Origin of the sequence: Methylocystis sp. ATCC 49242 (genome assembly GCF_000188155.2) — a bacterium.
In the GTDB taxonomy this organism is placed as follows: domain Bacteria; phylum Pseudomonadota; class Alphaproteobacteria; order Rhizobiales; family Beijerinckiaceae; genus Methylocystis.
On record NZ_KE124774.1, the window covers coordinates 405019 to 431010 of the forward strand.

The 25992-nt window shown below is 64.8% G+C and carries 30 protein-coding genes, 1 tRNA gene and 1 pseudogene; 26 read left to right on the forward strand and 6 right to left on the reverse strand.

Annotated elements, in window-relative coordinates; translation table 11 throughout:
* Positions 1–17: 17 nt before the first annotated feature.
* Positions 18–329 carry a Rha family transcriptional regulator gene (locus MET49242_RS03835; protein WP_202804152.1) on the forward strand — a complete coding sequence of 104 codons (312 nt, stop codon included), beginning with the start codon at positions 18–20 and terminating at the stop codon, positions 327–329.
* A gap of 117 nt (positions 330–446) precedes the next feature.
* On the opposite strand, the gene MET49242_RS03840 is transcribed toward MET49242_RS03835, so the two are convergent.
* Complete coding sequence (locus tag MET49242_RS03840; RefSeq protein ID WP_036280806.1) at positions 447–701, reverse strand: helix-turn-helix domain-containing protein; 255 nt, start codon at positions 699–701, stop codon at positions 447–449.
* 131 nt (positions 702–832) lie between these two features.
* On the opposite strand from MET49242_RS03840, the gene MET49242_RS26340 reads away from it, so the two are divergent.
* From MET49242_RS26340 to MET49242_RS26070, 9 genes and pseudogenes are all read left to right on the forward strand, one after another.
* Positions 833–958, forward strand: coding sequence for a hypothetical protein (locus MET49242_RS26340; RefSeq protein WP_256378575.1), 126 nt, complete (start codon positions 833–835; stop codon positions 956–958).
* 10 nt (positions 959–968) lie between these two features.
* Positions 969–1169: a hypothetical protein gene (locus tag MET49242_RS03845; protein WP_036280808.1), complete on the forward strand. Its 201-nt coding sequence runs from the start codon at positions 969–971 to the stop codon at positions 1167–1169.
* On the forward strand, positions 1166–1444 hold the full coding sequence (locus tag MET49242_RS03850) for a hypothetical protein (RefSeq protein ID WP_036280810.1): 279 nt from the start codon (positions 1166–1168) through the stop codon (positions 1442–1444). The genes MET49242_RS03845 and MET49242_RS03850 overlap by 4 nt, the downstream gene beginning before the upstream one ends.
* Positions 1441–1740: a hypothetical protein gene (locus tag MET49242_RS03855; protein WP_036280812.1), complete on the forward strand. Its 300-nt coding sequence runs from the start codon at positions 1441–1443 to the stop codon at positions 1738–1740. Before MET49242_RS03850 ends, MET49242_RS03855 begins: the two co-directional genes overlap by 4 nt.
* On the forward strand, positions 1730–2848 hold the full coding sequence (locus tag MET49242_RS03860) for an AAA family ATPase (RefSeq protein WP_084678868.1): 1119 nt from the start codon (positions 1730–1732) through the stop codon (positions 2846–2848). Before MET49242_RS03855 ends, MET49242_RS03860 begins: the two co-directional genes overlap by 11 nt.
* A 143-nt stretch (positions 2849–2991) precedes the next feature.
* On the forward strand, positions 2992–3141 hold the full coding sequence (locus MET49242_RS25440; protein ID WP_158497251.1) for a hypothetical protein: 150 nt from the start codon (positions 2992–2994) through the stop codon (positions 3139–3141).
* Between the two features lie 3 nt (positions 3142–3144).
* Positions 3145–3426, forward strand: a complete 282-nt coding sequence (locus tag MET49242_RS24720; RefSeq protein WP_036282342.1) for a hypothetical protein — start codon at positions 3145–3147, stop codon at positions 3424–3426.
* A gap of 630 nt (positions 3427–4056) precedes the next feature.
* A pseudogene (locus MET49242_RS03870) lies at positions 4057–5376 on the forward strand (IS5 family transposase); the annotation flags it as partial.
* Positions 5377–5442: 66 nt separating this feature from the next.
* The gene (locus tag MET49242_RS26070) at positions 5443–5691 is read left to right on the forward strand and encodes a GcrA family cell cycle regulator (protein WP_244430883.1); all 249 of its coding nucleotides are present in this window, start codon (positions 5443–5445) and stop codon (positions 5689–5691) included.
* Positions 5692–5697: 6 nt separating this feature from the next.
* Here MET49242_RS26070 and MET49242_RS03875 read toward each other — a convergent pair.
* The 3 genes from MET49242_RS03875 to MET49242_RS03885 form a co-directional block, all read right to left on the reverse strand.
* Positions 5698–5773, reverse strand: a tRNA-Asn gene (locus tag MET49242_RS03875).
* A 72-nt stretch (positions 5774–5845) separates the two neighbouring features.
* On the reverse strand, positions 5846–6757 hold the full coding sequence (locus tag MET49242_RS03880; RefSeq protein ID WP_036280816.1) for a sugar kinase: 912 nt from the start codon (positions 6755–6757) through the stop codon (positions 5846–5848).
* Between the two features lie 93 nt (positions 6758–6850).
* On the reverse strand, positions 6851–7192 hold the full coding sequence (locus MET49242_RS03885) for an iron-sulfur cluster assembly accessory protein (RefSeq protein WP_036280819.1): 342 nt from the start codon (positions 7190–7192) through the stop codon (positions 6851–6853).
* Between the two features lie 100 nt (positions 7193–7292).
* On the opposite strand from MET49242_RS03885, the gene MET49242_RS03890 reads away from it, so the two are divergent.
* The 11 genes from MET49242_RS03890 (at position 7293) to serS (ending at position 18049) form a co-directional block, all read left to right on the forward strand.
* Positions 7293–8462 carry a deoxyguanosinetriphosphate triphosphohydrolase gene (locus MET49242_RS03890; RefSeq protein ID WP_036286809.1) on the forward strand — a complete coding sequence of 390 codons (1170 nt, stop codon included), beginning with the start codon at positions 7293–7295 and terminating at the stop codon, positions 8460–8462.
* Positions 8463–8490: 28 nt separating this feature from the next.
* Positions 8491–8973 carry a hypothetical protein gene (locus MET49242_RS03895; protein ID WP_371212518.1) on the forward strand — a complete coding sequence of 161 codons (483 nt, stop codon included), beginning with the start codon at positions 8491–8493 and terminating at the stop codon, positions 8971–8973.
* Between the two features lie 73 nt (positions 8974–9046).
* The gene (gene argS, locus MET49242_RS03900; protein WP_036280822.1) at positions 9047–10828 is read left to right on the forward strand and encodes an arginine--tRNA ligase; all 1782 of its coding nucleotides are present in this window, start codon (positions 9047–9049) and stop codon (positions 10826–10828) included.
* A gap of 82 nt (positions 10829–10910) precedes the next feature.
* Positions 10911–12266, forward strand: a complete 1356-nt coding sequence (locus MET49242_RS03905; RefSeq protein ID WP_036280824.1) for an SPOR domain-containing protein — start codon at positions 10911–10913, stop codon at positions 12264–12266.
* Between the two features lie 87 nt (positions 12267–12353).
* The gene (nagZ, locus tag MET49242_RS03910; RefSeq protein WP_036280826.1) at positions 12354–13361 is read left to right on the forward strand and encodes a beta-N-acetylhexosaminidase; all 1008 of its coding nucleotides are present in this window, start codon (positions 12354–12356) and stop codon (positions 13359–13361) included.
* A gap of 200 nt (positions 13362–13561) precedes the next feature.
* The gene (locus MET49242_RS03915; RefSeq protein WP_036280829.1) at positions 13562–14371 is read left to right on the forward strand and encodes a ScpA family protein; all 810 of its coding nucleotides are present in this window, start codon (positions 13562–13564) and stop codon (positions 14369–14371) included.
* A 30-nt stretch (positions 14372–14401) separates the two neighbouring features.
* Positions 14402–15157: an SMC-Scp complex subunit ScpB gene (gene scpB, locus MET49242_RS03920; protein WP_036280831.1), complete on the forward strand. Its 756-nt coding sequence runs from the start codon at positions 14402–14404 to the stop codon at positions 15155–15157.
* Between the two features lie 111 nt (positions 15158–15268).
* Complete coding sequence (locus tag MET49242_RS03925; protein ID WP_036280833.1) at positions 15269–15505, forward strand: twin-arginine translocase TatA/TatE family subunit; 237 nt, start codon at positions 15269–15271, stop codon at positions 15503–15505.
* Between the two features lie 30 nt (positions 15506–15535).
* Positions 15536–15937, forward strand: a complete 402-nt coding sequence (locus tag MET49242_RS03930) for a preprotein translocase subunit TatA (protein ID WP_244430684.1) — start codon at positions 15536–15538, stop codon at positions 15935–15937.
* Positions 15934–16719, forward strand: a complete 786-nt coding sequence (tatC, locus tag MET49242_RS03935) for a twin-arginine translocase subunit TatC (RefSeq protein ID WP_036280835.1) — start codon at positions 15934–15936, stop codon at positions 16717–16719. Before MET49242_RS03930 ends, tatC begins: the two co-directional genes overlap by 4 nt.
* A 46-nt stretch (positions 16720–16765) precedes the next feature.
* Positions 16766–18049, forward strand: a complete 1284-nt coding sequence (gene serS / locus MET49242_RS03940) for a serine--tRNA ligase (RefSeq protein WP_036280837.1) — start codon at positions 16766–16768, stop codon at positions 18047–18049.
* A gap of 63 nt (positions 18050–18112) precedes the next feature.
* On the opposite strand, the gene MET49242_RS03945 is transcribed toward serS, so the two are convergent.
* Positions 18113–18490 (reverse strand): hypothetical protein, encoded by a 378-nt coding sequence (locus MET49242_RS03945; RefSeq protein ID WP_144259458.1) that lies wholly within the window; start codon positions 18488–18490, stop codon positions 18113–18115.
* Between the two features lie 122 nt (positions 18491–18612).
* Here MET49242_RS03945 and surE point away from each other — a divergent pair, with 122 nt between their 5' ends.
* The 3 genes from surE (at position 18613) to MET49242_RS03960 (ending at position 21831) form a co-directional block, all read left to right on the forward strand.
* A complete protein-coding gene (gene surE / locus MET49242_RS03950; RefSeq protein WP_036280841.1) occupies positions 18613–19386 on the forward strand; it encodes a 5'/3'-nucleotidase SurE in 774 nt (257 codons plus the stop codon).
* A complete protein-coding gene (locus MET49242_RS03955; protein WP_036280843.1) occupies positions 19383–20063 on the forward strand; it encodes a protein-L-isoaspartate O-methyltransferase in 681 nt (226 codons plus the stop codon). Before surE ends, MET49242_RS03955 begins: the two co-directional genes overlap by 4 nt.
* A gap of 178 nt (positions 20064–20241) precedes the next feature.
* Entirely contained in the window at positions 20242–21831 is a 1590-nt protein-coding gene (locus MET49242_RS03960; protein ID WP_244430686.1) for a peptidoglycan DD-metalloendopeptidase family protein, read from the forward strand.
* A gap of 126 nt (positions 21832–21957) precedes the next feature.
* Here MET49242_RS03960 and MET49242_RS03965 read toward each other — a convergent pair whose 3' ends face one another.
* Entirely contained in the window at positions 21958–22854 is an 897-nt protein-coding gene (locus tag MET49242_RS03965) for a LysR family transcriptional regulator (protein WP_036286817.1), read from the reverse strand.
* Positions 22855–23642: 788 nt separating this feature from the next.
* Here MET49242_RS03965 and MET49242_RS03970 point away from each other — a divergent pair.
* On the forward strand, positions 23643–24311 hold the full coding sequence (locus MET49242_RS03970; RefSeq protein ID WP_051133986.1) for a carbonic anhydrase: 669 nt from the start codon (positions 23643–23645) through the stop codon (positions 24309–24311).
* A gap of 78 nt (positions 24312–24389) precedes the next feature.
* A complete protein-coding gene (locus MET49242_RS03975; protein ID WP_051133987.1) occupies positions 24390–25973 on the forward strand; it encodes a SulP family inorganic anion transporter in 1584 nt (527 codons plus the stop codon).
* The last annotated feature ends 19 nt before the right edge of the window (positions 25974–25992 follow it).

Genomic DNA, 25992 nt, shown 5'->3' on the forward strand with positions numbered 1-25992 from the left:
TCGGCGGGCCTTTTTTGTTGGGTGACGACATGACGAGCGTTCCGGCAATCTGCGGTGACTTGGCCATTCGCGAGACGAGCGGCGTCCCTGTCGTCAACTCCCGCGACGTGGCTGAGAAGTTCGGCAAGCGGCATGACCACGTGCTGCGCGATATCGACGTTTTGCTCCATACCCCAAATTTGGGGGGTGGCTGGTTTCATGAAATCCAGACAGAGCATCCGACTGTTGCCGGGCGCTTCGACCGCTACTTCGACCTGACCCGCCAGGGGTTCACCTTGCTCGTCATGGGGTGGACTGGCGAGCGGGGCTCACCTTTCACGTCGAGGTAACGGGCCGAAAATTCGGCCGGTTGAATTTCAACCGCCACATCCTCGCGCGCGGGGGTTCACCGACTTTGTTTGCTCGCCGATTTTGGCGAGCGAAGCCACATCCTCGCGCGCGGGGGTTCACCCCTTCGCCTTCCGCAACCGCACGCCCGGCCCCTCGCCGTTCTCCTCGACGAAGATCACGCCCGCCGCCTCAAGCGCGGCGCGGATCGCGGCGAGGTTGTTGGCATAACCGGGAGCAGGACCGACCGCCGCCTCGATGCGCTTTATGGAGGGGGTCGAGAGATTGGACCTTTCGGCGAGCTCCGGCTGCGTCATTCCAACGAGCGTCCGGGCCGCCGCGATCTGCCGCCCGGTGAGCCGATTTTTATCCATTAGAGTTGCCCTTATCCATTCGTATTGACTTCGCGCCATGAGTCGCGCTATTAGTATCACGTCAAGACTATCGCCTAAAGCGCAAACCAACGCGGAAACCACCGTTTCCGTGAACGGGAAAGGCTTGCCAAATGCCCGACCAGACCACCGCCTTCATCTTCGCCCTCGCGCCCTTCAGCCTCTTGTGGCTGGCCTTCGTCGCCTATGAGGCGAGCCGGGCCGCCGCCGCGATCAAGGGAGGCCGCCGCCATGGTTGAGCCTCTCGACATGATCGACGTCATCGACCGCCTGTGCGCCGCCATCAAACAAGGGCGAGCCCTCGAAATGGCCATCACCGGCTCATGCAGCCTTCAGAAAGACGAGCGGGAGGCGCTGGAGCTGTTGGCCGAGCATTTCATTGATAGCGTCAAGGCCCTGCATCGCGAACTCGACGCCCAGCAGTCCGCGACAGACGGGAGGGAGCCATGACGACCGCGACGATCCTCCCTTTCGAGAAGCGCGACGCCGACGGCGTGCTTCACGTTCCGCCGCCCGAGCACGAGGGCGCGGTCTATGTCTTTTTCGGCAAGATGTGGCCGCGCCAGAGGAAAAAACGATGGTTCATCGCGATCGAATATTGCGACCACAGCTACGAGATTGAGGACGCCCCGGAGGACTGGGCGGCGGCCATGTTTCTCGCCCGCCTCCGCGCCCGCAAATTCGGTTTTCGCGTGGTCGACTTGTCCGGGGAGGCGGCGTCATGAGCCTGATCGAACTCCCCCGCCGCAAGCGCGAGGCGCGGACCTTCGTCGAAGCGCCGCCGGGCCTTCAGCGCCGCGTCAACCGCGCCCTGACCGCCCTTGGCGATCTGCCAGACGACCTCGACCTTCCGGGCCTCGACGACCTCGCCGGAGCCCTCATCGAACTCGCCGACGCGATCGACGGCGACCCGGACCTCGAGCCCGAGGAGGCCGCGGACGGCGAGGAAGAGGGCTTGCCGCTCTTCGCCTTCGCCGATCGGGCGGCGGACGCTGTAACGGAGGAAATCGTTGACCGTTGACCCCGCAATTCTCGCGGCCGCCGCCGCCGAATATCACGAGCAACGCGGCGACCGGTCGCGCATCGTCGTCGGGCTTCCAGCCGCGCCACAAGTCGAACTGGTCCGCGCCGACGCAATCGAGCCCGAGCCCATTCGTTGGCTCTGGCCCGGCTGGATGGCGAAGGGCAAGCTGCACATCATCGGCGGCTCGCCCGGCGCCGGAAAGACGACCATCTGCCTGCGGATGGGGGCGACTGTTTCGAAGGGCGGCGCATGGCCCGACGGCTCACACGCGCCCATTGGCAACGTCGTCATCTGGTCCGGCGAGGATGACCCCGCCGACACTCTTGTTCCCCGCCTGATCGCCTCGGGCGCGGATATGCGGCGCATCTTCTTCGTCGGCGGCGTCTACAGCGGCGATATCGCCCGCGCCTTCGACCCTTCCCGCGACATTGGCCCCTTGCAGGCGGCGATCGAACGGGCGGGCGGCGCGGCGTTGATAATCGTGGACCCTATCGTGAACGCCGTGACCGGCGACAGCCACAAGAATACGGAAACCCGGCGCGGCCTTCAGCCTCTCGTGGACCTCGCGGCGGCGACGGACGCGGCCCTGATCGGGGTGACGCATGTCGCGAAAGGCTCGGCGGGACGGGAGCCCCTGGAGCGCCTCTCCGGCTCGCTGGCCTTCGGCGCCGTGGCGCGAATTGTCCTGATGGCGGCGAAGAAGGCAGAGGACGACGGGCCAGCGCCGCGCATCGTCTGTCGCGTAAAATCGAACATCGGCCCCGACGGCAATGGCTTCACTTATGAAATCTGCCAGACGGGCATCGTCGGGCATCCGGGCGTCGAAACCTCCTATGTCGAATGGGGCGAGGCGGTGAAGGGAAGCCCGCGCGAGCTGCTTGGCGAGCCCGACGGCGACAAGGGGCGCGCCGAAAGCGACGCCGAGACGTTCCTGAAGGCGTTGCTTGCCGACGGGCCGATGGCGGCGAAGGACGTGAAGGAAGCCGCCGAGGCGAATGGGCTGGCGTGGCGGACAGTGAGGCGGGCGCAGAAGGCGCTTGGCGTGAAGGTGGCCCGCTCTGGATTCGGACCGGAAGGGCAATGGACGTGGAGCCTTCAACCATAGGTGGCCAAAGATGGCCACGCGAAAAACCTGGCCACCTATGGCCACCTATGAGCGAGACCACCAAAGATGGCCATAGGTGGCCAAAAGAGATAGACGGCTTTGGCCACCTATGGGCCGGAGGCTCAACCAGAGGACAATAGACGATGACCATTCACGATAAGACCGTGCTCGAGCTGGCCGCGTTATTGTGGCGAATCCGGCTCGCCGGATGGGCACTTAAAGTCGGGACGCGCACCATATCCGCAGGCCGGGCGCTCGTGGCGCTCGGGGAGCGGCTCACCCCGAGGACGTGAGACATGGCGACGCCCGCTGGCGGATATGACCGGGCCGCGATCCTCCGCGACGCTCACAAGCGCTACAGGGACGGCAAGCGCCTCGGGCTCGGGTGGAGCTGGTCGCAATGCCTCTCGACAGCATGGGCGGCGGCAAAGCAACGGCGGGCCCTCGCCGAAGACGCGAAGAAAAGGCAGGGACAGCGGAATGACCTGAAGCCGCAGAACATTCGCGCAGACCTGCGCAAAAGTTCTGACCGCAGCAATCGTTCTGACGAACAGGCTGCGAAGGTCGTCGCCACCTGAGCGCCGGCCAGCTTGCCCTCATCGCCCTCGATCTCGAAAAACTCTTCGCCAAAGACGCGAAGAAAAGGCAGGGACAGCGGAATGACCTGAAGTCGCAGAACATTCCGGCAGACTTGCCGGAATGTCGCCAACGTGAGTCCCGCGAACAGGCTGCGAAGGTCGTCGGCGCTTCCGGGCGCGGCGTGATATTTCTGCGACGCTTGCAAGGATGCTCGCCACCGGCGAGCATGAACCGGCCAGCGGCGTTATCAGCCTCTCGCCGAGGGCGTGGCCCCGAGCGCGTCCCCTAANAACCCGCGCTCGGGCCGACTCCCGGCAAGCTCTTTGGAGAAAACCCCGATAGGGGACGAGGTTGCGGATTGCGGCTTGCCTGTTTAGGTTGAGCAAACGCCGGCGTCGTCCATTCGCCGGAACACGAGAGCCCCGCGACCACGGATGAACTGGCGCGGGGTTTTTTCTATCGTCACCCGTGAACTATCCATAAGGCGCTGTTGAGACACTGTTTTCCGTATTGGAAAAGTATCGTTTTTTGCAAGAAAGCGGGTGCTTTCGGTCTGTTTTCCGGCGATTTGATCTGGGCGGCATGGCGTGATTCTCTCCTTTTCGGGATCGAAAAGGGAGACGCTTTCGATGCGGCCGAAGGAGCGACGCGACAGCGGGCAGAGCGATCTTTTCCGGGCGCGGCTCGATCAGATCGTCGACAGGGCGCATCCGCTCGTAAAGCTCGCCGCGGCGATCGACTGGGGCTTTCTCGAGCAGCGCTTCGGCGCGGTTTATTCCGACGGTCCCGGCCAGCCGCCGCTGCCGACGCGGCTCATGGCCGGCCTCGCGATTTTGAAGCACATGCACGACCTCTCCGACGAGGTTTTGTGCGACCGCTGGCTGGAAAACCCCTATTATCAGCTGTTCTGCGGCGAGGAGTTTTTCGCCCATCGGCTGCCGTTCGACCGCTCGTCGATCACCCGCTGGCGCCAACGCATGGGCGAGGAGAAGCTCGCGGCGCTATTGCAGGAGAGCCTGTCCGTCGCGACTCGCACCGGCGCAGCGAAGCCCGCCGACTTCACCAAGGTGATCGTCGACACGACGGTGCAGGAGAAGGCCGTCGCCTTCCCCACCGACGCGAAGCTCATGCACCGCGCGCGAGAGAGGCTTGTGCGGCTCGCCAAAAAGCATGGCGTCGCGCTGCGCCAGTCCTATGAGCGAATCGGCAAATACGCGCTCATCGACCATCAGCGCTACAAGCACGCCAAACAGCACAAGCGGGCGAACAAGGCGCTGCGCAAGATCAAAACATTCCTTGGCCGCGTCATGCGCGACATCGCCCGCAAGGCAAAGGGAAACGAGGCGCTCATCGATGTCTTTCGCCGCCCATTGTGGCTGGCCGAGCGCGTGCGCGAGCAGCGCCAGAACCAGAGGGGCAAGAAGGTCTACAGCCTGCATGCGCCGGAGGTGGAATGCATCGGCAAGGGCAAGGCCCACAAGCCCTATGAGTTTGGCGTGAAGGTGTCGGTGGCGACGACGCTGCATCGCTCGAAGGGCGGGCAGTTCATCGTTCACGCCAAGGCGCTGCCGGGCGCGCCTTACGACGGCCACACGCTGGCGACGGTCATCCCCGAGATGGAGCAAATGATCGGCGCGCCGATGCAGCGCATTCTCGCCGACCGCGGCTACCGCGGCCACAATGCCCCGCCAGAGCGCAAGTTCCGAGTGTTCATCGCCGGCCAGAAACGGCGCATGACCAAGGCGATCAAGCGCGAGATGAAGCGCCGCTCCGCTGTCGAGCCGGTGATCGGCCACGCCAAGACCGACCACCGCATGGGCCGAAACTTCCTCGCCCACGCCATAGGCGACGCCGCCAACGCGGTGCTGGCCGCCGCCGGCTACAACTTCAGACGCCTGCTGGCCTGGCTGAAGTTTTTGCGCGCCTTCATCGACGCGCTCTTCTCAGCCTATGGCGAAGCCCTGTCCGCAGCTTCAAGCGCATTCTTCACGGGAGACTCTATCGAGGTCCTCGATATGAGCGGCGTTCCCTTCCTCGATCTGAAGCACGGCCAGTGCAAGTTCGCCCTGGGGAGCATTGACGATCCGCCGGCGCTCTTCTGTGGCGAGGCTTCCGCCACGGGCTCGCCCTACTGCGCGGCGCATCACGCCATCTGCTATCCGCCCAGGGCGAAGAAAGAGCGGGGCGGGCGCGCTTACCTCAGCGCTTACCTTTTGGAAGTCCGGCCTTGTTCGCGAAGTGCTGGTGTTTTCGCAAGCCGTTGAAAATAGTGGCTCCCCGAGTAGGACTCGAACCTACGACCTAGCGATTAACAGTCGCGTGCTCTACCAGCTGAGCTATCGGGGAACGTGAGAGGGCGTATATAGGGCAGGCGGCGATTTGCCAAGCCCTTTCAACCGGCTTGTTGATAACTTCGTGTCACCGGGCCAGTTCGAGGCGCGCGCCTTCCGGAAACGCCGCGCGGGCGACGGCGATGTCGTCTTGCGAGGGCAGGCCGGCCTCATTGCCGAGATGCTGGATTTTATGGGCCGAGGCCGCGCGCGCGAATTCGAAATGCTCGCGCCAGCGCGCCCCGGGGCGTTCGAGATAGGAGGCGCAATAAGCGCCGTGGAAAACGTCGCCGGCGCCGGAAGTGTCCACGATTTTCTCGCGCGGCACCTGGAGCGAGGGCATGTGCTGGACGATTCCGTCTTCGTCGTACCACATGATTCCCTTGTCGCCGTTCGTCACCGCGCCGATCCGGCAACCCCTGGCCTTCAGCCAGTCGAGCATCCCGAGGTCGGAAAGCGACATCTGTTCGCAGAATTTTTCCGCGACCACGGCGACGTCGACGAAGCCGGTCAGCTCCTCGATGCAGGGACGCCTGGCGCCGCCGTCGAGAGACACCAGCACGCCCTTTTCTCGCGCGGCTCTGGCGTAGTGGAGCGCCGCGTCGGCCATATGGCCGTCGAGATGCAGAAGCCGCGCTTTCCCGATATCCACGCTGGGGAAGGGGGCGAGGTAACTGTCGTCGCGCGCCCGGAGGATCGCCCTTTTGCCGTCGTTGGGAAAAACGAAGGAGAGCGACGAGCGCGCGACCTTGCGTGAATGCACGCGCACGCCATAGGCCTGGGCCATGTCCACGAACATGTGGCCGAGCCAGTCGCGCGCGACCGTCGTCAGCAGATCGACATTATGGCCGAGCTTGGCGCAGGCGAAACCCGCCGTGACCGCGTTGCCGCCGAAGCTCACCGCGTAATCCTGCGCCACCGTCTTCTCGTCGCCGCTCGGCATTCGGTCGGCGCGCATGGTGACGTCGATGTAGGCGTGACCGATGAAAAGCGCTTCCATGGCGGCTCCGGATGATAATCCTCGGAAATTCGTTGAGCGGGCGCGAGCTTCGCCTGGACGGACGACAGAACTATGTCATCGGCGCGATAAGACCTAGATCGAGAAACTCGTCCCGCAGCCGCAGGACGCCGTCGCGTTCGGATTTTCGACGCGGAAGGACTGCCCCATCAGGTCGTCGACGAAATCGATCTTCGCGCCAGCCAGGAAGCCCATGGAGGCCGGGTCGATCGCCACGCGGGCGCCGTCGCGCTCGATGACGGCGTCCTCCTCCGTCGGGGCAGGGGAAATCGCGAATTGATACTGGAAGCCCGAGCAGCCGCCCCCTTCGACAGAGACGCGAAAAACCGCGCCGGGCGCCTCCCCCGCCAGAAGGGCTCCGATTCGCTTTGCCGCCTGATCCGTCAGCACCACTTCGCTGGCTGCGCCGGTCGTCATGTGCCTGTCCCCGTTGGCTGCTTGCATTCGCTGGGTGATGCGGTCTATGCGCCGCAACATAGGTCCGATCCGCCGGCCTTTCAATGACAGGAGCACGACAGTGGCGCTTCGCGACCCCCTCGCGCCCTACGCCTGCGACGCCACGCGCTCGCGCGGGCGGCTCCATCCCGTGTCGCCGTCGCCGACGCGCAGCGAGTTCCAGCGCGACCGCGATCGGATCATCCATTCGACGGCCTTCCGGCGCCTCGCGCACAAGACGCAGGTCTTCGTGCCGCTCGACGGCGACCATTTCCGCACGCGCCTGACGCATACGATCGAGGTCGGGCAGATCGCTAGGGCGCTCGCTCGCGCCTTGCGGGTCGACGAGGATCTGGCGGAGGCGGTGGCGCTGGCGCATGATCTCGGCCACACGCCCTTCGGCCACGCGGGGGAGGACGCGCTGGAGGCCTGCATGAAACCCTTCGGCGGCTTTGACCATAACGCGCAGGCGCTGCGCGTCGTCACGCTGCTCGAGCGCCGCTATGCAGATTATGACGGGCTCGATTTGTGCTGGGAGACGCTCGAGGGCATCGTCAAGCACAATGGCCCGCTCGCGGGGCCGAAGGCGACGCGCAAGCTCCCGCGTTTTGTGGCGGAATTCGACGCAGCCTATCCGCTGGAGCTCGCGACGTTTGCAAGCGTCGAGGCGCAGGCCGCGGCGCAGGCGGACGACATCGCCTACATCGGCCACGACATCGACGACGGCCTGCGCGCGGGGCTGTTTTTGCTCGAAGACATCGCCGCCGCCGTTCCCTTTATCGCGTCGTTGCTCCAGCAGATCGGCGAGAAACATCCGGGGCTGGAGCGCGGTCGCGTGATCCACGAACTCGTGCGCCGCGTCATTACGCGCTTCGTCGAGGATGCGATCGCCACCGCGCTCGGCCGCCTCGAGAGGCTGGCGCCCGCAAGCGCCGCCGACGTGCGCGCGGCCGGCGAGGCGATGGTCGCTCTGTCGCCGGCGATGGCGGAGGCCGAACGCGACATCAAGAAATTCCTCTTCGCCAACATGTATCGACATCAGAAGGTCAAGGCGGTCTGGGAGCGCGCGCGCGACGCGATCTCGCGGCTCTTCCCCGCCTTTTTCGAAACGCCCTCGCTGATGCCGCCCGAATGGGCCGCGCAGGCGCTGGCGCGCGAAGGCGCCGCCCGGGCGGTGGTCGTAGCGGATTACATCGCCGGCATGACCGACCGTTATGCGCTGGGCGAGGCGAAGCGGCTGTTCGGCGCATGAAGCGCCTTGGAAAAGGCAATCGGAGACGATGATGGACAAACTTGCGCTAGCCCGCGCGCTTCACGTCGTCGCCGTCGTCATCTGGATCGGCGGCGTCGCCTTCGTCACGACCGTGCTGCTGCCGGCGACGCGCCGCCTGAAGGAGCCCGGCCAGCGGCTCGCCTTTTTCGACGCGGTGGAGCGCCGCTTCGCCTGGCAGGCGCGGCTCACGACGCTGCTTGCCGGGGCGAGCGGGTTTTACATGGTGGCCGAACTCGACCTTTGGGACCGTTTCCGTTTCTCCGCCTTCTGGTGGATGCATGGCATGGTCGCCATATGGGCGGTCTTCACCGTCATGCTTTTCGTCGCCGAGCCTTTGTTTCTGCACCGCTGGTTCAACGCGCGGGCGACGGTCGATCCCGAGGGAACCTTCGCCCTCGTCGAGCGGTTGCATCGATTCCTGCTCACCATCAGCCTGATCGTGGTCCTCGGCGCTGTCGCCGGCGCCCATGGCGGGGCGTTTTTCGGGTAGCGGCGCGGGGCGGGGTGATTTCGGCCGACCAAGCTGCTAAACCCGCCGCCAATTCAATTCCGTCCGGACCTCCATGAACATCTTCGACATCTTCCACGCCCGCATCGCCTCCATCCTCGAGGGCATCAAGGCCGACGGCCGCCTCCCCGAGCCCGATCTCGCGCGCTTCGTCGTCGAGCCGCCGAAGGACGCTTCGCTCGGCGACCTCGCCTGTAACGCCGCGATGGTCTTCGCGAGGGAGGCCAAGGCCCATTTCGCGAATCCGCGCGAGCTGGCGGTCGAAATCTGCTACGCGCTGGCGCAGTCTGAGGGCGTCGCGACGGCGGAAGTGGCCGGACCGGGCTTCATCAACATTCGTCTCAAGCCCGAGATTTTCGCGCAGGTCTTGCGCGCGGCGCTCCTCGATCCGGACAACTACGGCCGCGTCGAAAAGGGCAGGGCGGGCGCGCTTCAGGGCAAGGTCAATGTCGAATATGTCTCGGCCAATCCTACGGGGCCGATGCATGTCGGCCATGGCCGCGGCGCGGTGTTTGGCGACGCGCTCGCCAATCTCCTCGCCTTCTCGGGCTGTGAGGTGACGCGCGAATATTACATCAACGACGCCGGCGCGCAGGTCGACGTGCTCGCGCGCTCGGCCTTTCTGCGCTACCGCGAGGCGCTGGGCGAAACGATCACGATTCCGGAAGGTCTCTATCCCGGCGACTATCTCAAGCCGGTCGGCGAGGCGCTCGCGAAAGCCCATGGCCGGGAGCTGCTCGACAGGCCGGAGGGTGAGTGGCTGCCCGTCGTCCGGCGCGAAGCCATCGACGCCATGATGGACATGATCCGCGACGATCTCGCTGCGCTCAACATCCGCCACGAGATCTTCTTCTCCGAGCGGACGCTGCATGACCGGTCGAACGGCCCGTCGAAAATCGACGCCGCGATAGAATGGCTGCGCGAGAAGGGGCTCGTCTACGAGGGTCGCCTGCCGCCGCCCAAGGGCCAGTTGCCGGACGATTGGGAGGACCGCGAGCAGACGCTGTTCCGCTCCACCGATTTCGGCGACGACGTCGATCGCGCGCTGAAGAAGTCGGACGGCTCGCCGACCTATTTCGCCTCCGACATCGCCTATCACAAGGACAAGATCGACCGCGGCTTCGACACGCTCGTCGACGTCTGGGGCGCGGACCACGGCGGCTATGTGAAGCGCATGGGCGCCGCCGTCGCCGCGCTCTCCGGCCGCAAGGTGGCGCTCGACGTCAAGCTCTGCCAGCTCGTGAAGCTGATGCGTAACGGCGAGCCGGTGAAGATGTCGAAGCGCGCCGGCGATTTCGTCACGCTGCGCGAGGTGGTCGACGAAGTCGGCGTCGACGCCGTGCGCTTCATGATGCTCTATCGCAAGAACGACGCGCCGCTCGACTTCGATCTCGCGAAGGTCATCGAACAGTCGAAGGACAACGCCGTCTTCTACGTGCAATACGCCCATGCGCGGGCGAAGTCCGTGATGCGGCAGGCGCTTGCGGCCTTCCCCGATCTGGACATTTCCATGGCCGCCCTGTCCGGCGCGAAGTTCGAGATGTTGACGGATGAGGGCGAGCTTCAGCTCGCCCGCGTGATCGCCCAATATCCGCGCGCGATAGAGGCGGCGGCGGCCGCTCATGAGCCGCACCGCGTCGCTTTTTATCTTCATGAACTGTCGAGCGTGTTCCATTCTCACTGGAACAAGGGCAAAGATCAGCCACAATTACGCTTTGTTAATTCAACCGAGAGAGATTTAACGAGCGCCCGGGTCGCTTTAGTTTTATCCTTAACTGTCGTCCTGGGGTCGGGCCTGAGACTTCTCGGCGTGAGCGCCCCCGACGAAATGCGTTGACGCGATAATACCTTGGGCGCTCGGCCCTCGCGCGACGCTTTAGCCACAGCTCAGCGCCTGGGAAGAGTGATCGAGGTGCATCATGCGTGAATCCACCGTTAGGGGCCCGGCCGTCGATCTGGGCGAGTTTGAGCGGCGTCTGCGCGGGCCCGAACGCACGGGCCAGGGGAAAGCCGACCCGTTGAGCGAACTCGCCCGGCTGATGGAGGGGCGGGAGGCCGCAGAGACAGACCCGTACAGCCAGATCCTGGCAGACCCTCGCGCCGCGCGCGCGCCAGCGCCCCCGCCGGTCGAGCCCTCCTGGGATGCGCCGCAACACGGCCTTCGCGGCTCCTATGACGAAGCGCCGGCCATCGCGCCGGAGCCCCGCCATTACGCCGACGAGGTTCATGGCGAGCAGGCCTATCACGACGCCGTCTACCAGCAGGAGCACGCCTATCATCAGCAGGCGCCGGCTCCGGCCTATCCCGACCAGTATGGGACGCCTTATTCGGGCGCGGAGGGCGGCTGGAGCGACGACTCCCAATATCTCGATTACGGCGCCGATGAGGAGCCGCAATATGAAGAGGAACGCGGCGGCTGGCGTCGTCATCTGCGCCCGTGGCACGCCATCGCGGCGATTTCCGTGCTCGCGATCGGCAGCATCGGCTGGGGCTTCGCCCATCGCAGCGGCGGCGGCTCCCGGGATATCGCGGTCATCAATGCGCCTGAGGGGCCAGTGAAGGTCAAGCCGAGCGCCGAAACGGAGCAGGGCGCGCCGGACGCCGGGACTGCGGCGGTCCTGGACCGCAAGGAAACCGCTCCCGTCAAGCAGGTCGTCAACAATCGCGAGCAGGCGGTTGATCCGACCGTCGCGCCCAGGACCGTGAAGCTCGGTTCGGGCCCGGTCGATGCGCCACACGAGCCGGCGCTCGCCCCGACGCAGCCGCGCAAGGTGAAAACCGTGACGGTGCGCCCCGACGGCACGAGGGTCGAAGACGCCGCGCTGCCGCCGGCGGTGGCCAAAGTGACTAGCCCGCCCCCGAGCGCGGACGCCGCCAAGACCGGCGGCGGCACGCCGAAAACTACGAGCGCCAAAACGACGACGACTGCGGCCACCGCACAGGCGGCCAAGCCGAAACCGCCGGTAAAGACGGCCGCTGTCGAGGAGCCGCCGGCCAGCGAGCCGGACTCCGCTGCGGCAGCCGTGTCCGGCGGAGGATACGCCGTGCAGTTCGGCGCCGCCGGCAGCGAGGCCGAGGCCCGCGCGCTGCTGAAGACCGTCGCCGCCAAATATGGCGCGCAGCTCGGCGGCCGCAAGCCGACCTTTAAGCCGGCGCAGGTCGGCGACAAAACGGTCTATCGCGTCCGCGTCGGCGGCGTCAGCAAGGACTCGGCGAACGCCATCTGCAGCAAGGTCAAGGCCAGCGGCGGCTCCTGCTTCGTCGCCGGGAACTGACTCGAATTTCGGGCCTGAGGGCTCGCGGTCCGGGGAGCCCCCTCGGATCGCGCGTCCTCAGGCTCGCTCCATTTCAGGATTTACCGAATGACCCGCGCATTCATCTGCGGCGTGAAAGGCTACGTTCTCGAGAACGAGGAGCGCGCCTTTCTGCGCGACGCGGCGCCCTGGGGCGTTATACTCTTCCGTCGCAACATCGACACGCGCGAGCAGGTGGCAAGGCTCACCACCGACCTGCGCGCCGCGCTCGGCCGCAATGCGCCCGTGCTCGTGGATCAGGAGGGCGGGCGCGTGCAGCGTCTCGCGCCGCCGAACTGGCGGGCCTATCCCAGCGCCGCGCGTTTCGAGGCCGCGGGCGCCGACGCGGCGCAGGCCGAACGGCTTGCGTGGCTCGGGGCGCGGCTCATCGCCCATGACCTCCGCGAGGTCGGGATCGACGTGGATTGCCTGCCGGTGCTGGATACGCCCGCGCCCGACTCCCACGCCATCATCAGCGACCGCGCCTACAGCCGCGATCCCGCGCGCGCCGCGAAGGTCGGGCGCGCGGCCGCCGAGGGGTTGATGGCTGGCGGCGTCGCGCCCGTGATGAAGCACATTCCCGGCCACGGCCGCGCCAAAGCCGACAGCCATTTGGAGCTTCCCGTGGTGGAGGCCAGCCGCGCCGAGCTGGAGGCGGTCGATTTCCGGCCCTTCAAGGTCAACGCCGACCTGCCGATGGCGATGAGCGCCCATGTCGTCTACACGGCCATCGACCCGAACGCGCCCGGCACTCTGTCGAAAATCGTGGTCGACGAAATCATCCGCGGCCATATCGGCTTCGACGGCCTGCTGATGACCGACGATCTCTCCATGAAAGCGCTCACGGGAAGCTTCCGCGACCGCTCCGAACGCGCCATTGCGGCGGGCTGCGACATGGTCCTGCATTGCAACGGCGACCTCGCGGAGGCGCGACCGGTCGCCGAGGGCGCGCCGGAACTGTCCGGCAAGGCGCTGGCGCGGGCGGAGAAGGCGCTTGAGTGCGTGCGGGAGGTCGAGGCCTTCGACGTGGCGGCGGGCGTCGCAGAGTTCGATGCGGTGATGGGGGCGGTCGCCTGATTCGTTCGCCCGACGCGCCGGGGCTCGAAATCAGGTTTCACGACATCCACGGGGAGTAGCCCGCCCGGTTATCCACCCCTCTATCTTGTGGACGGAGCGAGCAAGTTGCGCACCGCGCTTGCGACGTCGCCTCAAAGAGACCAATCTCCTGCCGGCAAGGTGAATCGGGCGTAAACGCGCCCTGAGTCGCTGGAGAATCAATGGCGCAGGAACTGTCTTTCGATCTTTCCGACGAACCGCGCGCGGAGGGTGAGGCCTTTCTCGTGGACGTCGACGGATTCGAGGGGCCGCTCGACCTGCTGCTGGAGCTCGCGCGCCGCCAGAAGGTCGATCTCGCGCGAATATCGATTCTTGCGCTTGCCGAGCAATATCTCGCCTTCATCGAGGCCGCGCGCCGCGTGAGGCTCGAGCTTGCCGCCGACTATCTGGTGATGGCGGCCTGGCTCGCCTTCCTCAAATCGCGGCTGCTGCTGCCGGAGCAGCCCAAGGTGGGCGACGAGCCCTCGGCCGCCGACCTCGCCGCCGCGCTGGCCGAGCGCCTGCGCCGGCTGGAGCTGATCCGCCTCGCCGCCGACCGTCTCGTCCAGCGCGGACGGCTCGGCCGCGACATGTTCCTGCGCGGCGGGCCGGAGGGGCTGGAAACCATCTCCCAGCCGAAATATCAGGCGAGCCTGTTCGACCTTTTGTCGGCCTACGCGCGCCAGCGGCAGAAGAACGCGATTTCCCGTGTCGTGCTGCGCCAGCGCACCGTCTGGTCGCTGGCCGAGGCGCGCGAGGCGCTGGAGCGGCTCGCCGGCGTCGCCGCCGAATGGACCGTGCTCGACGACTATCTCCTGCAATATTGCGCCGACTTGCAGACGGCGCGCACCGTCCGCGCGTCGTCTTTTTCGGCATCGCTGGAAATGGTGCGCGAAGGCCATCTCGACATCAGGCAGGACCGGCCCTTCGCGCCGCTCTGGGTGCGCCGGCGCGAAGGCCGAAGACTGGAAGAACCCGCGGAAGCGCTCTGAGCCCCGCGAGGCGAATATGGAGGATGCGCATTGGCGCAAGCGGCGGAAAAAGTAGAACTCTTCGACGTCAACAGCGATGAGGCGCTGGCGCGCAACGAAGTCGCGCTGCGGGAGGCCGAGCGCATCGTCGAGGCGATGCTCTTCGCCTCCGCCGAGCCGCTCGACGAGGCGGAAATGGCCCGCCGCATCGACGACGGCGTCGAGCTTTCGCAGGTGCTGGAGCGCCTGCGCGCCCATTACGCGCCGCGCGGGGTAAATCTCACGCGCGTCGGCAGGAAATGGTTTTTCCGCACGGCGGCTGACCTCAACTGGATTCTCGCCCGCGAACAGGTGGAGGAGAAGAAGCTCTCCCGCGCCGCGCTGGAGACGCTGGCGATCATCGCATATCACCAGCCCGCGACCCGCGCGGAGATCGAGGAAATCCGGGGCGTCGCCATCTCCAAGGGCACTCTCGACACGCTTCTCGAAACGGGCTGGATCCGCCTGCGCGGCCGCCGAAAGGCGCCCGGCCGGCCGATCACCTATGGCACGACCGACAGTTTCCTGATGCATTTCGGACTGGAGCAGATCGGCGACCTGCCGGGCCTCGACGAACTCAAGGGCGCGGGTCTCTTCGACGGCCGCCTGCCCAAGGGCTTTGGCGTGCCGCAGCCTTCGGACGACATTGCGCTGCGCGACGACGAGGAGCCGCTGGAGGACGAGGCCCCGCAGCTTCTCGAAATGGAGTTCCCCGAGGAGCCGGAGGCGCTGGAGGCGCCCGAGGCGCTCAATGACGACGAAGGGTAATCGCGACGCCAGAATCGCCGCGTCTCTCCTTGTTTTTGCGGCGCCGGCGGCATAGGTTCCCGTCAACCCGGCCGGCGGTTCCGGCCTGTAAAGTTTTCGGAGGTTCGCGCCATGGGTGGTCTGTCGATCTGGCACTGGATCATCGTCGGCGGCGTCGTGTTCGTGCTGTTTGGCGGCAAGTTCAAGATTTCCGACGTGATGGGCGACGTCGCCAAGGGCATCAAGGCCTTCAAGAAGGGCATGGCCGAGGACGACGACAAGACCGCGGAAGCTGCAAAACCGGTGGAGCAGACCGCCGAACGCCGCGCCATCGAGGCCGACAAGACCATCGACGGAAACAAGGTCTGACGCGGCCTCCGCCGCCGTTCAGGAAAAATCATGTTCGATCTCGACGCCGGGAAGCTCATCGTCATCGGCATTGTCGCGCTCATTGCGATTCCGTCGAAGGATTTGCCGCGCGTGCTGCGCACGCTGGGGCAGGCGACCGGCCGCATGCGCCGCATGGCTGCGGAATTCCAGGGCCAGTTCATGGAGGCGATGCGCGAGGCCGAACTCGCCGATCTCAAGAAAGAGATCGAGGAGACCAACAAATCGATCATGAAAAGCGTGAAGCTGGAGGGCGCCTTCGATCCGATGGTCGAGGCGCGCAAGCAGATCACGACCGCGATCGACGGCGAGAGCGGGGCCTCCCAAACTCCTGAGCCGCCGGCGGGCGAGGCGGAGGATGCGTCGGACGGGGCCGGAAGCAAGGCGCAGCCTTCCGGCAAGGCCGACTCATGAACGAAGCGGATGAAGCCGAGATCGAGGCGAGCAAGGCCCCGCTGATCGAACATCTGATGGAATTGCGCGAGCGCCTCATCAAGGCGCTGCTCGCCTTTCTCGCGATGTTTATCCTGTCCTTCTTCTTCGCCAAGGACATCTACAATCTGCTCGTCATCCCCTACACTCAGGTCGCGGGGCCGGAGGCGAAGCTGATCTACACGGCGCCGCAGGAATATTTCTTCACGCAGATCAAGGTCGCGCTCTTCGCGGCGGCCTTCCTTTCGTGCCCGATCGTGCTGTCGCAGATCTACGCCTTCGTGGCGCCGGGGCTCTACCGCCACGAGCGCGCGGCCTTCCGGCCCTATCTCTTTGCGACGCCTATCTTTTTCGCCATCGGCGCGCTGGTTGTCTATTTCCTCGTGATGCCCAATCTGCTGCACTTCTTCATCGGGATGCAGCAGGCGAACGAGCCCGGCAAGGCGCAGATCGAACTTCTGCCGCGTGTCTCCGAATATCTCTCGCTCATCATGACGCTGGTGCTGGCCTTCGGCATCGTGTTCCAGATGCCGGTGATCCTGACGCTGCTCGGGCAAGTCGGCATTGTCTCGTCGCAGTTTCTGGCGGAGAAGCGGCGTTACGCCATCGTGATCGTCTTCGTCGTCGCGGCGATCCTGACGCCGCCGGACGTGTTCTCGCAACTCGCCCTCGCGCTGCCCGGCATGCTGCTCTATGAGGCGTCGATCTATTCCGTCCGGATGGTCGAGAAGAAAAAGGCGGCGGCCGAGCAGCCGAGCGCCTGATCCGACAGTTTTTTCATCCAACTCCCTGAGCGCCCGGTAACGCCAAATGTACGACATCAAATGGATTCGCGAGAACGCTGAGCTTTTCGACAATGGCCGCAAGCGGCGCGGGCTGGAGCCCCTGTCGGCGCAGCTTCTCGCTTTCGACGACGCCCGCCGCGCGGCGATCGCGCAATTGCAGGTCGCGCAGGAACGCCGCAACGCCGCCTCCAGGGAAATCGGCGCGGCGATGAAGGCGGGCGACAGCGCGAAGGCGGAAGCGTTGAAGGCCGAAGTCGCGCAGATCAAGGAAAACTGGCCGGCGCTCGAGGAGGCCGAGCGCTACGCCGTCGCCGAACTCGACGCCGCGCTCGCCGCCATCCCCAACACGCCGCTCGACGCCGTGCCCGACGGCGCGGACGAGAACGACAATGTCGAAGTCTCGCGCTGGGGCGAGCCGCGCAAATTCGACTTCGCGCCGAAAGAGCATTTCGAGATCGGCGAAGGGCTCGGTCTGATGGATTTTGAAACCGCCGCCAAGCTTTCCGGCGCGCGTTTCGTCGTCAACAAAGGTCCGCTCGCGCGGCTCGAGCGGGCGCTCGCGCAATTCATGCTGGACCTGCACACGGGCGCGCATGGCTACGTGGAGGTTAACCCGCCGCTCCTCGTGCGCGACGACGCCATGTTCGGCACAGCGCAATTGCCGAAGTTCAGAGAGGATCAGTTCGCGGCGGGCGATGGTTACTGGCTAATCCCCACCGCCGAAGTTCCGCTGACGAATCTCGTGCGCGAGTCCATACTCGATGAAACGCAACTGCCGATCCGCATGACCGCCGGCACCTATTGCTTCCGCGCAGAGGCGGGCGCCGCGGGCAAGGACACGCGCGGCATGATCCGCCAGCATCAGTTCTACAAGGTCGAACTGGTCTCGATCACCACGCCCGAGCAATCGCTCGAAGAGCATGAGCGCATGACCGGCTGCGCCGAGAGAGTGCTGCAAACGCTGGGGCTGCCCTATCGCAAGGTCGTGCTCTGCACCGGCGACATGGGCTTCGCCTCGCAGAAGACTTACGATCTCGAAGTGTGGTTGCCGGGGCAGGGGAAGTATCGCGAGATTTCATCCTGCTCGGTCTGCGGCGATTTTCAGGCGCGGCGCATGGGCGCGCGTTATCGGCCGGCCGAAAGCAAGGGACCGCGATTCGTCCACACGCTCAACGGGTCCGGCGTCGCCGTCGGCCGCGCGATGGTGGCGGTGCTTGAGAATTATCAGGAGGCGGACGGCTCCGTCACAATCCCGCAGGCGTTGCGGCCTTACATGGGCGGCATGGAGCGAATCGCGCGAAGCGCTTAAGAAGTAAAGCTTGCCAAAGCTTCCGCCCTGCGCGGAAGCCCTGGACAAGCGTAGGCGTCCCTGTCAGCGCAGAATGCTGACGCCCGCATCGAGAACGTCGCCGGCGGCGTCGATCGGCGCCGTAACCACGCCGGCGCCGACTTCAGCGAGGCCGCCGTCGCGATAACCATAGCCGGCGCCGCGCGGGCCGTAGACCGTCCCGTCGAGCACATGGCTCATGTAGATGTAACCCGCGTGCGGACCATGCGTCACCCAGCACCAGCTATGGTCGCATTTGTCGATATTGACGATGTCGCCGTAGCCGAGGGTCATGAGGTGGCGGCCATGGGGGCGGTTGTGCAGGGGGAAATCGCCGCCGAGCATGGCTTCGAATGCGGAAGCGGTCGGCGCTGCGCCGAGGAGGGCGCCAGCGGCAATGAGGGAAAGACACAGTTTACGCATATGAACCTCCATAACGAAGTCGTGAGCACAACTTCAGATAGGGCGGCGCAGGGGCGGTCGATCCTTCTCGCGAAAATTTTAATTGCCAAGCCTCCGATATAAACGACGTGCGGGACGTGTGAATGCGGATACTCATCACCAATGACGACGGCGTGCATGCTCCCGGCCTCGCGGTTGCGGAGCGGGTCGCGCGCGAATTGACCGACGATATCTTCGTCATCGCGCCGGAGTTCGAACAGTCGGGCGTGGCGCATTCGCTGTCGCTCAACGATCCATTGCGGCTGCGCGAGATTTCGCCGCGTCATTTCGCGCTGAAGGGAACGCCGACCGACTGCGTCATCATGGGCGTGCGCAAATTGCTGCTCGACCACCCGCCGGACCTCGTGATCTCAGGCGTCAACAGTGGCCAGAACATCGCGGAGGACGTGACCTATTCAGGCACGATCGCGGGCGCGATGGAGGCGACCATCCTCGGCATTCCGGCCATCGCCCTTTCGCAGGTCTATGATTTCTTCGCAGGCCGCCAGACGATCAACTGGGATTGCGCCGAGACTCACGCCGGCAGGATCGTTCGCCGCCTGCTCGACGTCGGAATCCCTCGCAATGTTCTAATGAACGTGAATTTCCCCCATTGCCGCGCCGATGAAGTGACGGGCGTCGCCATCACGATGCAGGGACGGCGAAGCACCGATCTGATGAAGATCGAGGATCGCAAGGACGGGCGCGGCAATCCCTATCACTGGATTTCTTTCCAGCGCGGCAGCTTCACGCCGGGGCCGGGCACTGATCTCGTGGCGCTCGACGAGAAGAAGATTTCGATTACTCCGCTGCAGCTCGATCTCACCGATCACCCGACGGTGACGCGGCTTTCGGCGGCTTTCGAGGAGGGCGCATGATCGAGGCGGGAGCAGTCACGGGCGACATCGAGGAGCGCGCGGCGTTTCTGCTGGCGTTGCGCCAGGCCGGCGTGCGCGACATTTCCGTCATGCGGGCGCTCGAAATCGTGCCGCGCGAGGCTTTCGCGCCATACAGGTTCCGCGATCTCGCCAATCGCAACATGAGCCTGCCGATCGGCTGCGGACAAACCATGTCGCGCCCCGCCGATCTCGCCCGCCGGCTGGAGGCGCTCAAGGTCGGGCGCGGTCATCGCGTGCTGGAGGTCGGCACGGGGTCCGGTTACGGGACCGCGACGCTGGCGCAACTCGGCCGCGAGATCGTGAGCCTCGAACGCTACGAGACTCTCGCGATTGAAGCGGCCCGACGCCTCGCCGCGCTCAAGGTGTCGAATGCGGTGGCGCTGCACGCGGACGGTCTCGCGCCCTCCCGGACGCTTGGCGAATTCGACCGCATCATTGTCCAGGCTTCGATTGCGGGGACGCCCGACGCGCTGCTGCAAATGCTTGCGCCGGGCGGGGCGTTGCTCTTCGGGCGCCGCGAGGCGACGGCGCCGGGCGAGCCGCCGCGTGAACGATTGATTAAGCTTGATCGCATCGAGAAGGGTGAAATCCGCGAGACCGACCTTGGCCCGCATATCCTTGGCGCAGCGGCGATTGGGGTTGCTCAGGCGTTGTAAACATTGCATTTCCGCCACACCGACGAATTTCATGAATGGAGTCAAAAGCCGTTCATCTTAAACGGCTCCTTAACCCGCTTACTGCTACAAAAAAGCCCGTTGATGTTGCGTGCGAGTGGGTCGCGTCATGGCTATAGAGCGTCAAATTGCTTATTCGCGGGTCGCCAGGCGACTCCTCATGGCCGTGGGGACGGCCGCATTGATGGCGGGCTGCTCCGATGCGTCTCGCCTTGCGGATCCCTTCTCCAATCCTTTCGGCGATTCACCGAAGATCGCCTCCTCGCGCTCCATCGATCGCGCGCCGACGGGCGCGATCGGCTCCGCCCCGGCGCGCTCGATGGCTCCGGTTCGCGTCGAATCCCAGCCCCTTCCGGCGCCCGGCGCGGTGAAGACCGCATCGGCTGCGCCGGCTCCGGCGCCGGCCCCGGCCGCCCCTGGGAGCGCGGGCGGATCTCACTGGGTTGCCGATGGCGGCACCCCCGTCACCGTCGCGCAGGGTGAAACCGCCGGAATGCTCGCCACCCGCTATGGCGTGCCGACCGACGCGCTGCTACGCGCCAACGGCTTCTCGACCGCCGCGCAGGTGCAGCCCGGCACGCGTATCGTGATCCCCGTATACCGCGCCAACGCCGTCGCCCATTCGGCTCCCGCGGCCCCTGCGCCCGTGGCCGCGCCGAAGGTCGCCGAGACCAAGCCCGAGCCGGTCAAGACGGCGTCGCGCGAGGATCAGCTGAAGGCCGAGAAGGCCAAGGCCGCGGCCGCTAAGGAAGAAGCGGCAAAAGCCGAAAAGGCGAAGGCTGCGGCGGCGAAGGAAGAAGCGGCCAAGGCCGAGAAAGCCAGGCTCGCCGCCAAGGAGGAGGCAGCCAAGGCTGAAAAAGCCAAGGCCGCCGCCCGCGCGGAAGAATTGAAGGCGGAGAAGGCGAAGGCCGCCGCGAAAGAGGAAGAGGCGAAGCGCGCCAAAAAGGCCGCCGAGCTGAAAGCCGCCGAGGAAGCCAAGATCGCGAAGGCGGAAGCGAGGAAGGCGGCCGAGGCCAAGACGGCCGAGGCGAAGAAGGCGGCTGAAGCCAAGGCCGCCGAGGCGAAGGCTGCGGCGGAAAAGGCGAAGCTCGCCAAGGCCGAAGCGGCGAAGGCCGAGAAAGCCGCGAGAGCCGAACGCCTTGCCAAATCCGCGCCGGCGCCGCGCGTCGAGGAGAAGGCCGCGACCGTCTCGGAGCCGGTCGTCGCCAAGTCTGCCGAGAAGCAGGAGACGAAGACGGCGGCCGTCGAGAAGCCGGCCGAACCGGCCGCCTCCAAAACGGTCGACAAGACCACGACCGCCTCCATCCCGCCAGCCGCCGCGGCGGCCCCGGCTCCGGCCGCGCCGGCGCAGGACCAGAAGACCGTCGCCTCCGACGATGGTCGCCCGGAGTTCCGCTGGCCGGCGCGCGGCCGCATCATTCAGGGCTTCTCGTCGGGCGGCAATGACGGGATCAACATCGCGGTGCCGGAGGGCACGCAGGTGAAGGCTGCGGAGGGCGGCGTCGTCGCCTACGCCGGTAGCGAGCTGAAGGGCTATGGCAATCTGGTGCTGATCCGCCACCCCAACGGCTTCGTCTCCGCCTATGCCCACAATGGCGAGCTGGAAGTGAAGCGCGGCGATCAGGTGAAGCGCGGACAGACCATCGCCAAGTCCGGCCAGTCCGGCAATGTCGGCTCCCCGCAGCTGCACTTCGAGCTGCGCAAGGGTTCGACGCCGGTCGATCCGACGAGCTATCTCGCGGGTCTCTGACAGACGGAATATCTCCGGCGTTCGCGAGACACTTACGCCGGAGAACAGCGGCGGCGGGTCCAAAGAAAGGCCCGCCGCCCGTTTTCTTTTCAGCGGCGCATTCTTTGGCGCGGGTGGAAGGCGCAATCAGGAAAGCCATTCGCGCGCGCTCTTCAAAATCCTTGTCACCGTTTCGTGTTTCACTTTCCGCTGCATCGAGATCGCGTAATAGCGCTCGGTGACTTCCTCTATTTCGCCAATGAAGACGAGCCCATACTGGCGCTCGATTTCGGCGCGCACGGATTTGGGCGCGATGATCAGTCCGGCGCCGCCAGATGCGAAGGTCTTCAGCAGGGCGCTGTCTTCGACTTCCGCTTTCACTCTCGGCTCGATCGCAAGGTCTTCGAACCATTTGTCCAGCGCACGACGCACCTCGGTGTTCGTGGTTTGCAGTAGCAGGGGCGCGCCTCTCAAGGACCAAGGAAAATCCTCGCGATATTGCGCGGCAAGCGCTTTTGCGCCGAAGACCGCGACGGTCGACTCTCCGATGACGTGGTTATAGACGCGCGCGCCGCCAGCGTTGGTGGCCGGCGCGTCCGAGAGCACGAGATCGACGCCGTGCAGCGTCAGTTCGGCGAGCAGTCGGTCTCTCTTGTCCTCGTAGCAGACGATCTGCGTGGGTTCGTTCAGATGCAACGCCGGCGCGAGCAGACGATAGACGACCAGTTTGGGCAGGGCGTTGACGACGCCGACCGACAGACGCTGTCCCCGTACGCCAACTGTCCCCTTGAGCGTGTTGCTCAGTTCCTGACCTAATGTGAATATTTCCTCCGCATAGTTGAAAACTGTCCGGCCAGTCTCGGTCAGCACAAGCTTTCGGCCTTCCTTGCGGAACAATGGCGAGCCGATCGACTTCTCGAAAACCGCCAATTGACCGCTGATCGTTGGTTGCGCGAGGCGAAGCTTCTCGCATGCGCGAGTGACGCCGCCCTCCCGCGCGACATGCCAGAAGTAGAAGAGGTGCTGGTAATTAAGGCGGTCCATCGGCGCCATCCATCGAAAAAACGGATCAAAAAAATTTATAAATTCTATTTTTAAATTTTTCTAGCCCATGGCATATGGATTCAGCCGATCCGCTTCAATTTGCTCGTCGCGATGAAAGCCGAATGCGGTCGTGAGTTCCGCAATGGCGGGTCCGAAGTATCCGGGCCAGCCTCATCCGTTTCAATTGTTGGAGGGTGTCATGCTGAGAAAAATCGCTTTGGCGGTGGCCCTTACATGGGCGGTCGCCAATACGGGCGCAGCGGAAGCCGCTCAATTGTTCGTGGACGGCCCAACCGGGCGTTGTCTGCTTTGCGAGATGTTATGGGGATCTACCAAGGCTGACTCATCGCGCGCGTCGCAAGTAGAAGACCAAGCGAGTAATCCCGAGCGCGACAGCGGCCGTTCCGGCCCGGCATGTGATAACTAGCCGCGCATCGAATCGACGTGATCGCGCGATGGCGTGATCATCGAACAACACGAGAAAACGCTCTAAAGCCCCGGCGTCACTCGCCGGGGCTTTTCTTTTCGCGGTCCGGCAAAAGTGGTCGCGAACCTGCTGGTCAGTGGTCGTACATGGTGGCGCTCAGGTTTGCGCCGGGCGCCGCGCCGATTTTCGTAAGTATCTGTAAAAAAGTATTTTTCTATTGCCGGGCCGGATCCTGTGAAGTCGCCGGATCGGACTGCGCAAAACATCGGATATAACGATTTTTGCAATTCAAATTATCTATTTTACGATGACAACCGCTGCGCTTATCATTTGTTCACATCACATGTTGGGAGAGAGCCGCATGCAACGCCTCATTCAGGGCCTCCATCATTTCCAGAACGCGGTGTTCGGGAGCCAGCGCGAGCTTTTCGAGCGTCTGGCCAAAGGGCAAGCGCCCGAAACCCTGTTCATCACCTGCTCGGACTCGCGCATCGACCCCAACCTTCTCACACAGACAGTGCCGGGCGAGCTTTTCATCATGCGTAACGCCGGCAATCTCGTGCCTCCCTATGGCGCAAGCCAGGGCGGCGAGGCGGCGACGATCGAATTCGCCGTCGCCGGCCTCGGCGTGAAGGAAATCGTCGTCTGCGGGCACTCGCATTGCGGCGCGATGAAGGGTCTCCTCGATCCGCCGCCGGCGAAGGATTTTCCCGCGCTGACGCAATGGCTCGGACATGCTGAATCGACGCGCCGCGTCGTGAGGGACAAATACGCCGACCGTGAGGGAGCGTCGCTGATCAACATCACGATCCAGGAGAATGTGCTCGCGCAGCTCGAAAATCTGCGCACGCATCCGGTCGTGGCCTCGGGTCTCGCGCAGGGCAAGCTGAAACTTCATGGCTGGGTCTACAAGATCGAGACCGGCGAGGTCTTCGGCTACGACCCGGAAAGCGGACAGTTCCGCCTGCTGACCGAACAGCCGTCGCACCGGACCGATCGCGAGCGGCAATTCGAGCCGCTCGATGTCTGAGTTGCGGCGCAGTCCTAAATAATCTGTCGCGTATAAACCGCCGCTGATCGGCGTCCCCGAAAGACAAAGGATATCACCATGAGCGCCGTAACGTCGCAAAACGAAACGCGACGCTTCTATTTGAAAGAGGACCTTCTCGCCTCGTTCGTCGTCTTTCTCGTCGCGCTGCCCCTCTCGCTCGGTCTGGCGCTCGTCGCTGGCTATCCATTCGAAAAGGCGGCCGCCGTCGGTCTCATCAGCGGCGCCATCGGCGGCGTCGTCGTCGGCTTTTTCTCGGGTTGCGCGCTGCAGGTCAGCGGCGCCGCGAACGGCGCCGCGGTGACGGTGGCGGCGTTCGCGAGTGAGCTGGGATTTGAAGCGCTTGGCCTGATCGTGATGCTGGCCGGCGTTATTCAGCTTGCGGGCGGCGCCTTGCGTCTCGGCCCCGTGTTCCGCGCGGTTTCCCCCGCGCTGATTCAGGGCATGCTCGCGGGCATTGGCATTCTCATTTTCGCCTCGCAGTTTCACGTCATGGTCGACGACACGCCGCCGGGAACCGGAAAAGAATTCGGCGGCGTAATCAATCTTTGGTCGATTTCCGATGCCGTGTTGAAAGGCTTCACCGTGGACGCGCATCGTCCCGCCGCGCTGATCGGTCTGGTGACGATCGGTCTCATCGTTTTGTGGAACGATCGCGCGCCCAGGATGCTGAAGATGGTGCCCGCCCCGCTCGTCGGCGTGGGCGTCGCGACCTTCATCGCCTGGCGTTTCGGTTTCGATGTCAAATATGTCCCGGCGCCGGATCGGCTGATAGACGCGATTTCCTTCCCCGACACCGCCTCCTTCGCCCGCGTGTCGGAGGGCGCGATCTGGATTGCGGCTTTGACTCTCGCCTTCGTTTCCGGCGCGGAATCGCTGCTTACCGCGACCGCCGTCGACGCCATGCAACGGCATACGCCGCGCACGAGATACAACAAGGAGCTGATCGCGCAGGGCGTCGGCAATTTCCTGTGCGGCGCGATCGGCGTTCTGCCCGTGTCGGGCGTCATTGTCCGAAGCTCCGCAAACGTGATGGCCGGCGCCCGGACGCGCCTCTCCACCATGCTGCATGGCGTCTGGATTCTGCTTTTCATAACCATGCTGCCGGACGTGCTGCGCATGATCCCCGTGGCGAGCCTCGCGGCGGTGCTGGTCTATGCGGGCGCGAAGCTGATCAAGCTCGGCTTTCTCCGCAATCTCTGGCAGCAGGATCGCGCCGAGGCGGGCATTTATGCCGTGACGCTCGGCATGGTGGTCGCGACGGACGTGCTTACCGGCATCGCCGTCGGCGTCGGCCTCGCCTTAGCGCGTCTGCTCTATACCTTCTCCACACTTGAAATCAGCGTCGAGGAGGACAAGGAGAGCGGCAAGACGGAGATAAATCTGCGCGGCGCGGCGACCTTCATTCGCCTTCCGCAGCTTGCTTCCGCGCTTGAGGCGCTGAGCCCGGACGCGCATATCCAGGTCCATCTTCATGATCTGAACTACATCGATCACGCCTGTCTCGATCTGCTCCTGAACTGGCATCAGCAGCATCAGTCGGCAGGCGGCGAACTGACCATCGACTGGGACGAACTGCATGGGCTCTTCCAGCAGAAGGCTTGGGGCGATGGCAACGGGGTTGCGCGAATGGCGGCGACCTGAGCCTCGCGGAGAGCGCGGG